The organism is Lachnobacterium bovis, from assembly GCF_900111325.1.
Classification (GTDB): domain Bacteria; phylum Bacillota; class Clostridia; order Lachnospirales; family Lachnospiraceae; genus Roseburia; species Roseburia bovis_A.
This window is the reverse complement of sequence record NZ_FOGW01000015.1, coordinates 62,823-74,032: the sequence shown is the minus strand read 5'-3', so window position 1 is coordinate 74,032 and position 11,210 is coordinate 62,823. Positions and strand designations below refer to the sequence as shown.

Below are 11,210 nucleotides of genomic sequence, written 5' to 3'. Positions count from 1 at the left end.
AAGGTTTTTCACTATTTAGTTATCAAAGTTTTTGTTTCGCTTATCAGCGACAACTTCTATATCTTATCACCTTCCTCAGTGTTTGTCAACATTTTTTTGTTTTTATTTTTTAATTCATTGCCACCAATCAAGGTGCTTTATATCGAATCGTTTCCAAATAAAAACTTGCCATCATCTGGCGAAAGATGTCTGATCGAAGTCTTTCTCACTTACTAGTTTCCTTCGTTTGTGAGCACTTCGCTGTCAGCTAGATTATATTAGCATCTTTAACTCTTTCTGTCAACCATTTTTTTGTTGATTTTAATTTTTTTTGTTGATTTTAATTTTTTTGTTGATTTTAATTTTTTTGTTGATTTTAATGTTTTTGTTGATTTTAATGTTTTTGTTGATTTTAATTTTTTTTGATTTTAATGTTTTTTTATTAATTTCGATTATTAGCTTATTTACATGTTTATTTTGATGTCACTTACTTTTTGTTATCATATGATTTTATAGCATCAAATCAATTCTAGATAAAATTATTTTCAACATTAAAATCAACTTATGTAATCTTTCGTTTTTTATTTGCGGCTATGCTTTTTTACTTGATAATAATTGCAATACATCTTGCAAATTTCTTACGCCAATGATATTAATGTTTTCAATCATAGGAAGTTTATTTTTGGAAATATCAGGAATTACGCATGTTTTAAAACCGAGTTTTTGAGCTTCATTTATACGCTGTTCTGTCGAATTTACACTTCTAATTTCACCGCTTAATCCTACCTCACCAAAACATACCATCTTATCATCTATTGCTATATCAAGATGGCTTGATAAGACCGCCATTACTATTCCTAAATCTATAGCTGGTTCATTTAATTTTGCTCCACCTGCTATATTTATATACGCATCGCAATCTGACAATCGAATCCCTAATCTTTTTTCTATAACTGCCATTAGCAAATTAACACGATTATAATCTAAGCCAGTTGACGTTCTTCTTGGATTATTAAAAAAGCTGTGACAGACTAGTGCTTGTATTTCTAGCAAAACTGGCCTTGTTCCTTCAACCGAACATGTTACAACAGATCCCGAGGCATCTTTTGGTTTACCACTAAGCATAAATTCTGATGGATTTTCAACTTCTTCAAGCCCCGTTTGTCTCATCTCGAAAACTCCAATTTCATTTGTTGAACCAAATCTGTTTTTTACCCCTCTTAGGATTCTATAGGATTCATGTCTATCACCTTCAAAATAGAGCACCGTATCAACCATATGCTCTAACACTCTTGGTCCTGCCACTACACCTTCTTTTGTAACATGCCCCACAATAAACATGCTTATATTCATTCCTTTAGCTATTTGCATAAGTATTGCTGTTGCCTCACGTACTTGCGAAACACTTCCAGGCGTTGATGACACTTCTTCATCATACATTGTTTGAATAGAATCAATTATTACGACTTTTGGTTTTTCTTTTTCAATTATCTCACGTATTGTTGATAGATTTGTTTCACAAAATAATCTTAAATTATTTGTAAATTGACCTATTCTATCTGCTCTAATTTTTATTTGCTGAGTTGATTCTTCTCCAGAAACATATAATACTTTTTCTCCCTTTGAAGATAAATTTTGACATACTTGCAATAGCAATGTTGATTTTCCAATACCAGGATCTCCACCTATAAGTGTCATCGAACCTTTAACAATTCCTCCACCTAATACGCGATCTAATTCCTTTATTCCCGTTGATGTTCTATCTTCTAAATCTATTTTTATTTCATTTAAGGCAAACGTCTTATTTTCTTTTCTGGGTGTATTTACAATTTTTCCTGATGAACTGATCTTTTTTTTATCTACAACTTCTTCTACAAATGTATTCCATTCCTTACAACCTGGACACTGTCCAAGCCACTTTGTTGATTCATAACCACATTCTTGACAAAAGAAAACTGTCTTTTTTGCTTTTTGTTTCATTTTCACCTCTACAAAAGTAAAAGATTCTAGAATTTATCTAGAATCCTTTACTGTTTTTTTATTATTTTTCACTAGTTGTATTTTCAAATTTATAGATTATACTAATTAAAAATCAACGATTAACTTTATTCATAATCTATGATTATGTTTATTCATATCCTATGATTATGTTTATTCATATTCTATGATTTGGTTTATTCATATTCTAGAATAATCTTAATTTACAATTGTTATTGATTCATGGTTAATCTTGATTTTCGCTTAAATTTCGGCAACTTCTATTTTAACAACTTCTTGATTTTCTAATTCAACACTTATACTAAGTTTGCCACCAAGTCCTGTCTTAATGTCACCTACTTCTTTACCATTAATCTTAACTTTGTATGTTTTATCTTCGTCTAATCCTAATGTTATCTGAGCATCTTCTGCACCTTCAACATTAAACGAAGCACCATTGTTTGTTTCTACAAAATTTGTAACCGTTGTTCCTGGAACTGATTCATATGCAAACATTCCATTTTTTTCAAGTTTCGTAATTTCATCAAATGTTTTCACTTTAAAAACATTTCCCTGATAATCAAAATTATCACGTTTTGCTTTTGTCTTTAGTGTGTAATCACCAAAACTTAAAGTTCCATTTTCTTCTTTACGTATTAAATCACTTACTACAGCCATTTTTAACCTCCTGTACCCACACAACTCACTACATGAATTTGATAAATTTACAGTATCCTCAATCAATATATCTATATGCTTGCAAACACATTTTTATCATTTGACATCTTGATTACTTTTAGATGTTTTACTCTTTTTATTTTCTTCGAGTTCATTATAATTTACGTGCTTACACATTATTAATTACTCATAATTGATATTGATTAACCGAGATACTATAACTACATATTCACTCTATCCATCATGCACGTACCTCCTGAATATTATATACCTTTTTTACTATACAGTTCTTCCTATGTAGTTTAAACTGTTACTTTTAGACTCATCATAAAAAGAAGTCTGTAATTTAATATTATAATTACTTGTATTATATAATAATTTTCGCCTAATTTCCATATAAACAAACCATTTAAGAAAAATTTAATTTTCTCCAAACTTTTTCGTCTTCGAACCTTAAAATTCATATTATTCAGTCATTCTCATTCTTCTTATATGAATTCTATTTTCTATAACTATCTTATTTATGCGGTGTTCATTATCTATACTACGACATTTTCTTTTTATGCTGCTACATTCGTTATTTACGCTGTGGCGTTCGTCATCTATACTACGACACTTTCTTTTTATACTGCTACATTCGTTATTTACGCTGTGGCGTTCGTTATCTGTGCTGTAGAATCTTAATTTGTGCTACCGCATATACAGTTCTCGTTAATTTGTGGTATTTTTATTGCTATATGTCTTGGCTGTTTTTGTGGTATTTTCTTTTTTATTGTGGCATTAATTATGTTTTTGTGGTATTTTCTTTTTTATTGTGGCATTAATTATGTTTTTATTGTAATAATTTTTGTTTGTTATTGTGGTGTTAGTTATATTTTTATTGTAATAATTTTTGTTTGTTATTGTGGTGTTCGTTATATTTTTATTGTTATGTTTTATTGACATGCCATACTTTTTTCGTTTCGTTATGTATGGCATGCCTTTTTTAGCCTAATTCTATATGGATTTTCTTGTTTAAAGTAGTTACTATTACTTTATCACCACTATTAATATTTCCATTTACAATTTCTTCTGCCAATTTATCTTCGATTTCTTCTTGAATTTTTCGTTTCAATGGACGAGCACCATATTTCTTATCATAACCATTTTCAACAATATAGTTTTTGGCACTGTCACGAATTATTAACTCAAGATTTAATTGTTCTTTTGCTCTATCTATCAATTCTTTTGATAATAGTGTAACAATTTTCTTCATGTCATCTTTAGTTAATGTTCTAAATACAATTGTCTCATCTATTCTGTTCAAAAATTCTGGTTTGAAGATTCTTTGAGCTTCTTCCATAACATTTGATTTCATTTTATCATAATTTGCTTCTTCATCATCAACTGCTGTAAATCCTAATTTTTTAGGTTCGATTACCGATTGAGCTCCTGCATTTGATGTCATTATTATGATACAATTTTTAAAATCAACTTTTCTACCTTGCGAATCAGTTATGTGTCCATCATCTAATACTTGCAATAAAATATTAGACACATCTGGATGCGCTTTTTCAATTTCATCAAACAAAATAACAGAAAACGGATTCCTTCTAACTTTTTCACTAAGTTGTCCACCCTCATCATGTCCTACGTAACCTGGAGGTGATCCGATTAATTTTGAAACGCTGTGTTTTTCCATGTATTCAGACATATCAACTCTAATCATTGCATCTTCTTTACCAAACACCGCTTCTGCTAATGCTTTTGAAATTTCTGTTTTACCAACACCTGTAGGTCCTAAAAATAAGAATGAACCAACTGGACGTTTTGGATCCTTTAATCCCACTCGGCCTCTACGAACTGCTCTAGCGACTGCTTCTACCGCCTTGTCTTGACCTATCACTCTCTTATGTAAAATAGATTCTAATTTTTTCAATCGTGAAGCTTCTTTTTCAGTCAAACGAGTCACTGGAATTTTAGTCCATTCTGCAATTACATCTGCAATCTCTTTTTCACCTACAACTATTTTTTTACGTCTAAATTTTTGCTGTTGGCTTTTTGATATTTTATCTAAGTTTTTTTGTAATTCTTTCTTTTCTTCTTTATGTTGTCTTGCAGCTTCAATATTGCCTTCTGCTAACGCATTTTCAAGTTCTTCTTCTTTACTTGCAATTTCTGTTTTTAAATTTGCAATTTTTTCATAATTATTAGAAAATCCTAATCTACATTTTGCAGAAGCTTCATCAATTACATCTATTGCCTTATCTGGTAAAAATCTATCATTTATGTATCTTTCAGACAATTGAACTGCTGCCTCAAGTGCTTCATCTAAAATTTCTACATTATGATGTATTTCATAATTTTTCTTAATTCCCTGTAAAATTTCGATAGTTTCTTCTTCTGAAGGCTCATCGACTATTACAGGTTGGAATCTTCTTTCAAGGGCTGCATCTTTTTCAATATATTTTCTATACTCTTCTATTGTTGTAGCACCAATAATTTGAACTTCGCCACGCGCTAATGCTGGTTTTAAAATATTTGAAGCATCTAATGCTCCTTCTGCACCACCTGCACCTATAATTGTATGAAGTTCGTCTATAAATAATAAAATGTTTCCACTTTCAGAAACTTCTTTTATAACTTTTTTAATTCTTTCTTCGAACTCTCCTCTATACTTAGATTTAGCGACAAGTCCTGACATATCAAGAGCTACTAATCTTTTCCCTGCGATTGTATCAGGAACCATTCCACTAACAATTCTTTCAGCTATGCCTTCTATAATTGCTGTTTTACCAACACCTGGCTCTCCTATTAAACATGGATTATTTTTTCCACGACGACTCAATATCTGAATTACTCTATTATTTTCTTGTATTCTTCCTATAACAGGATCTAATTCATTTTCTCGAGCTAATTCTGTTAAATCTCTTGAATATTGATCTAATGTTGGTGTTGAACTACTTTCAACTTGTCCTGATTTATTTTTCTGAAATTCGTCTCGATATTCAGCCGGATTTTCTCCTATTGCTGTTAAAATATCAACAAACAATTTTTGATTATTTATTCCTAGACTATTAAATAATCTTGTTGCTGCACAATCTCCTTCTTTTATAAGCGCAATCAAAAGATGTTCTGTTCCAATTTTTTCGGAATGAAATCTTTCAGCTTCATCTTCAGCATTTTTTAAAACGCTTTGTGTTCTAGGTGAAAAACCATCTTTATCTTCTACTAAAAGATCTTCTCCTGGTGAAATAAATTCTTCAATCATATTCACAACTTTCATCAGCTCAACATTATTGAGCTTCAAAACCTGAGCTGCTACACCAGATGACTCTTTTAGTAAACCTGCTAAAACATGTTCTGTCCCAACATAGTTATGATGTAAGTTCTTTGAAATCTGTCTAGCGTACTCTAATGATTTTTTGGCTTTTTGTGTGTAATCTTTCAAGTCTATTAGCCTCCTTATACAAGTTTTTTAAGCACTACTTTCCATCAATGAATTCTAAATCTGAATTATCTAATAACCTTTGACTTTCCCTTTCGAATTCATCTTTATCTTTAACATTTTGTAAATCTTTTTTACTATACTCATATGATGGTGATTCTTCTACAAAATCCTCATCTATCGAAAAGAGATTTACAATTATTAATCGCTTTTTCATTTTGCGATTCGCCTTGTATTTTAGCAAAATATTAAGCAAAATGATTAAACATGCTGCTAAAATCAAATAATTATAATTATTCATTTTTATTTTTGATGCACCCTTTTCGACTATATTAATAGCTTCTTTTCCAATTTTAGATTCATAAAAACGTTCAGCACTTAAACTTTTGACATAATTCATAAATTTCCCCTCGCTTATATTATATTTATACCACCCTCTACTTCCACTATCATTATAACAGTAAACAAGACAAAATTCATCATAATTAGATACTAAAACCTTTATTTTTTGATTCTTTATAACTATTTCTCGTTCAAAATATTTTTTTGGAATATCAGCTTTTTCTAAAAAAGTCGGTATAATGCATTCATTATCTGTGTATAATTGCAAAAATGGATATATTTCTTTTTGTTTTTCATCGTATATAAAAAGTGATGATGTATCCTTTTGTTTTTTTGAATTACTCAAATCAAAAATTTGTTTTTTTAAATAAAGAAGCTTCATATCATATTTATAATTAACTAAAGCTGGATACTCTTTATTGTCTATTTTTACAGTTGTAGTTATGAAATCATTTGGAATAATTTTTTGGGGAATTTCCGAATTAATTTCATAACTATCATTTCCATAAAATAAAATATCCTTATCTTCGTATTCTAAATTTTCTAAAGTATCATCTTTATCTATTTCAGCATTGTAAATTTCATCTTTGTTTATCTCATCAGTATTTTTTACATCTATAACTTTCGCTACCGCATTAATTGTTGTTTCATTACCATTTTTATCTTTAGAATCAAAAGCACACGCTTTGACAGTTGTTACTCCTCTTGTTTTTGCCTTAAAATCTACTATAATTCCTTTTGAACCTTTTTGTTTTTCATTTTCTACATCTAAAACTAGCTGGCCATCCTTTTTTTCAATTACAGATGTATTTTTTCCCTTAAATTCTATTACATCCTTGTCATAATTCACCTCAATACGCGAAGAATCCCCGTCAAATACTATAAATGACATTTCAAAAATATCACCTTTATTTATTCTTTCTTTTAAGACATTTATACTTAATGTCTCAGCATCAATTTTGCCTTCTGGAACACTTACAATAGATAAAAAAATTGCCATAATAAATAATTTTTTTCTGATATTTTTCATCTAACTCCTCCACGAATCAAAAAAAGCGAATTATCTTATAACATATAAATCGAATTATTTCTAGGTAAACTAAAGCAAGTCTTTCTTATAATTTTTGCTTCTTATTATTTTTGCTTCTTATTATTTTATTTCTTTGTTTCCTTATTTCTTATCTTTTTTACTTGTCTTAAAAACAAATCTTTGTACATATCATGGAAAACCTTTTTTGAATATGCAAAATTCATAACGAAATAAGTATCTTCTTCCGTTAATAAAATATTTTCATTTTTATCTGCATAAATATATTCTAAGCTAAGATCGTCTAATGTAAAAATATAATCACACATCACAATATTTGGCTTACTTAACCCATCAATCCTTACGATTATGTTTTCATTCATTTTTATTGCTAATCGTTCTAAACGTTGTTTTAAATTTTTAGCCTCTTCTAATAGATTATTTGACTTGATATTAATCATATTATATCTTTTAACGATTTCTTTTTCCCTTTTATATAAATTCTTTACTTCTCCAATTATTCCTTCAGATGCCTTTCCATAATTACCATAAATCGCATCATTAAATGCCGCCATTATAGTGGATAAACGACATGTTTCTTCATTATATTCACTATCATATACTGCTACAAAAACGTTTCTCAAAAAAACTTCACACATTCTGTCTATTTCATCTTCTTTTGTAAATTCCATAAAAAATTTAATCCAATTTCTCCATGCATAATATGTTGGAAAAGTATTTACAATTTCTTTTTTAGCGCCCATCGCATGCAATGCCTTCGCATCACCTAAACATGCTATTTTATATCCTGCTGCAGTTGCACGTTTGCACCACGTCGTATCATCCCAATAAAGAAAATTTTCCTCTGGCATTACTCCAATTTTATCAATAACTTCTCTTCTTAACATAAGTGCACAAGCTGGCACTGCATCACAATATACATATTCTGGCATCGTTCCATCTTCTAATCTACCTGCAAATGGACTTTTCACGCAATAATCTTCAAAATCCACTTCAATACCATATTGTTGGACAATATTAGGAGCAGTTGTATTATATACTTTTGCACATGCCATCCCACTTTCATTGTGCCTGTCTAAAAAAGCTTTAAGATTTTCTACTGCTTTTTCATCTAACATTGCATCATTATCTACACACATTAAATATTTATAATCTTTTTTTAGAGCAGTCCTCAAGCCTTTATTAAAGCCTCCAGAACCGCCTAAATTTTCTGAATTTTCTATAATGAAAACTTTATCCTCATATTTACTATGCAATAACTCTAAGGAATTATCTTTTGATGCATTATCCACAACATATATGTCTATTGCTTTATATGTTGATTCTAATATTGATGTAATACACTTATCTAAATCATTTGCTTTATTATAATTGCATACAACTACTCCTATTTTATCCATAGTTCCCCCTTTAATCTAACTGACTAAAGTACTAGTTGAACAATCCAACAATAAAATCCCATAGTGCTTTAAAGAATTCTACTACTTTATCCCAAAAAGATGATGCATCTGACATACTAATGCCTAATTTTTGTGCCCAACTCTCTGCTTGATTTTTTACTGCACTCCAGTCAATATTTAAATCTTTAAATTTAGACAATAACTCGAGTAGTTTATCGATATCTTTTTGTGATAACTTAACATCATATTTCTTAGCAGCCTCATCAATGGCTTTTTTAATATCTTCTTTTGAATTTAATTGATTATTTGCTATTTGCTGTTTTAAATCAGCTACCATTGCTTCGATATTTTCTTTTTTTCCACCAGCAGTTTCTTCTAACTGTCCTGTAGTAACTATCTCTTCTAATGAAGCATCAACAGCTTTTTTATCTAATTCTTTACCTGTCATATTTTTGTAGGCTTTAAATGTTCCTACTAAGGCAGCTGTTCCCGAAATTCTAAATGGTGCTGCAACTATGATATTAGCATCCTTAATTCCTGCAGTTGCTAATGCATTTTTATACATACCAACTGTACAATATCCGATGTTATAAGTGGAAATTTTAATTCCAGTTCCCTTTGGTGCTGAAGTTACAACTACAGATGATAATGACCTTGTACCTATTTTGCTAGAAGAAATCTTAGAATCTAGATATTGATGTTCTTCCGCATTGTTTACGTAATTTACATCGTAATCACTTAATTTAGCTGGATCAACGCCCATCAATCTAAGCACTGTGTTCTTTTGCTCTGGCGAAAGGTCACTACCTAATGATAAATATGGTTTATCACCTTCTTTAACCTTTACATCATCACCTTTTTCTTTTACTTCTACAGGTGGCTTTGTTGTGTTATCTGTAGTCTGTGTACTATTACTTGTTGTATTGTTATTTGTTGTCTTGTTATTTGATTGTGTTTCTGTAGTATTATTTGATGATGTTGTTTTTTCATCGTCACTCGACGGTGTATCATTTGTCTCATCAATCGATGATTCACTTGATTTTTCTGTTTTAGTTACGTTACTTGATGCTAATATTGCTGATGTTTCATTCATAAAAATCACTGAACTTATCATCAAAATACTCATTAGTCTCACTATACGTTTTTTCATTATGTTACATCCTCCTCTAGAGATTACCTAAAATATTTTATTACATTTTTTTGTCTAATATGTGTATAAAATTTATCTCTACTCCGAATATAGTATATCACTTTTTATTAAAATTTTGGTTAATTATATAAATACTCTACACTAAATGTATTATTTTGAGCACTTACAATTGCATTTCCACCGCAAATCAATGGCACCATTGGAGATAAATGTCCTATATCTAAATCCATAATAATTGGAACATTAAATTCTTTTAATACATCTGTTACGGCCTGATATTGATCTATTCCAAAGTCAGGTTCATTAAAATGCATAGGACGACCTATTAAAAATCCTTTTGTATTTTCAAACCAACCATTTTCTCTGAGTTGCCATAATACTCGTCTTATACTCATTACGTTGAGATCACACGCCTCTAAAAACCAAATTATTCCATCTTCTTTATATTTTTCTTTGAATTCTTTTACTTTATCAAATCTAGTACCTGCTAGCATACTTAAACAATCCATGCAACCACCTAACAGACGCCCCTTTATTGTTACTCCTTCTTCTTTTAGAGTTGCTGGGTAATATACATAATTTTCTTTTTCTGTTATATTGTAAGGTTCTAATGGATTTTCTGGCGTCTTAAGAGATTCAAGTTCCCATCCATCATACCCTTGTATTTTTTTAGTTTTTCCTGATAAAAGATTCATACAATCTTCTAAAGATTTATGCCATGGATTCATTCCAAAAGTTGCTGCACATGGACCATATATTGCCGCTGTATCTAAAATCGTTGCACTTAAAAATGTAAAATTTGTATTATCTGAGTAACCCATAAACCACTTTGGAGATGATTTTTTTAATTTTTCAAAATCAATATATGGTAAAATTTCACACATTAATTCTCCACCACCGCATGAAATCAATATATCATTTTTATCAGATTCATACATTTCTTGTAATTCTCTTGCACATTCTTGTGGCGTATTACAAATTCCAATTCCTTTATTTACATAACAGTTATAACCTAAGTAAATGTTATAACCTTTTTCAATAAATTTTGTTTGTGCATTTTTAAAAGCACTAAAATAAGGTTCAATTGCGCAACTAAATGATGGCGAAACAAAACCGATTGTATTTTTCTCTTTTAAATAGTGGGGATATCTCATTTTTTCCTCCTAAAAATATAATTTTTTTATTTTTTTATGATTTTTCACAATAAAG

General features: G+C 29.8%; 7 protein-coding genes. All 7 read right to left on the bottom strand.

What is annotated here, in order from left to right; genetic code table 11:
* Positions 1 to 570 precede the first annotated feature (570 nt).
* The gene (gene radA / locus BMY79_RS07820) at positions 571 to 1,959 is read right to left on the bottom strand and encodes a DNA repair protein RadA (protein WP_074730722.1); all 1,389 of its coding nucleotides are present in this window, start codon (positions 1,957 to 1,959) and stop codon (positions 571 to 573) included.
* 261 nt (positions 1,960 to 2,220) lie between these two features.
* A complete protein-coding gene (locus BMY79_RS07815; RefSeq protein ID WP_022750178.1) occupies positions 2,221 to 2,634 on the bottom strand; it encodes a hypothetical protein in 414 nt (137 codons plus the stop codon).
* A 985-nt stretch (positions 2,635 to 3,619) separates the two neighbouring features.
* A complete protein-coding gene (locus tag BMY79_RS07810; RefSeq protein WP_022750177.1) occupies positions 3,620 to 6,064 on the bottom strand; it encodes an ATP-dependent Clp protease ATP-binding subunit in 2,445 nt (814 codons plus the stop codon).
* A 34-nt stretch (positions 6,065 to 6,098) separates the two neighbouring features.
* The gene (locus BMY79_RS07805) at positions 6,099 to 7,433 is read right to left on the bottom strand and encodes a hypothetical protein (RefSeq protein WP_074730721.1); all 1,335 of its coding nucleotides are present in this window, start codon (positions 7,431 to 7,433) and stop codon (positions 6,099 to 6,101) included.
* Positions 7,434 to 7,558: 125 nt separating this feature from the next.
* Positions 7,559 to 8,851 (bottom strand): glycosyltransferase family 2 protein, encoded by a 1,293-nt coding sequence (locus BMY79_RS07800; RefSeq protein ID WP_074730720.1) that lies wholly within the window; start codon positions 8,849 to 8,851, stop codon positions 7,559 to 7,561.
* A gap of 31 nt (positions 8,852 to 8,882) precedes the next feature.
* Complete coding sequence (locus BMY79_RS07795; protein WP_029067305.1) at positions 8,883 to 10,001, bottom strand: DUF1002 domain-containing protein; 1,119 nt, start codon at positions 9,999 to 10,001, stop codon at positions 8,883 to 8,885.
* Positions 10,002 to 10,120: 119 nt separating this feature from the next.
* Positions 10,121 to 11,155 (bottom strand): S66 family peptidase, encoded by a 1,035-nt coding sequence (locus BMY79_RS07790; RefSeq protein WP_022750172.1) that lies wholly within the window; start codon positions 11,153 to 11,155, stop codon positions 10,121 to 10,123.
* Positions 11,156 to 11,210: the final 55 nt, after the last annotated feature.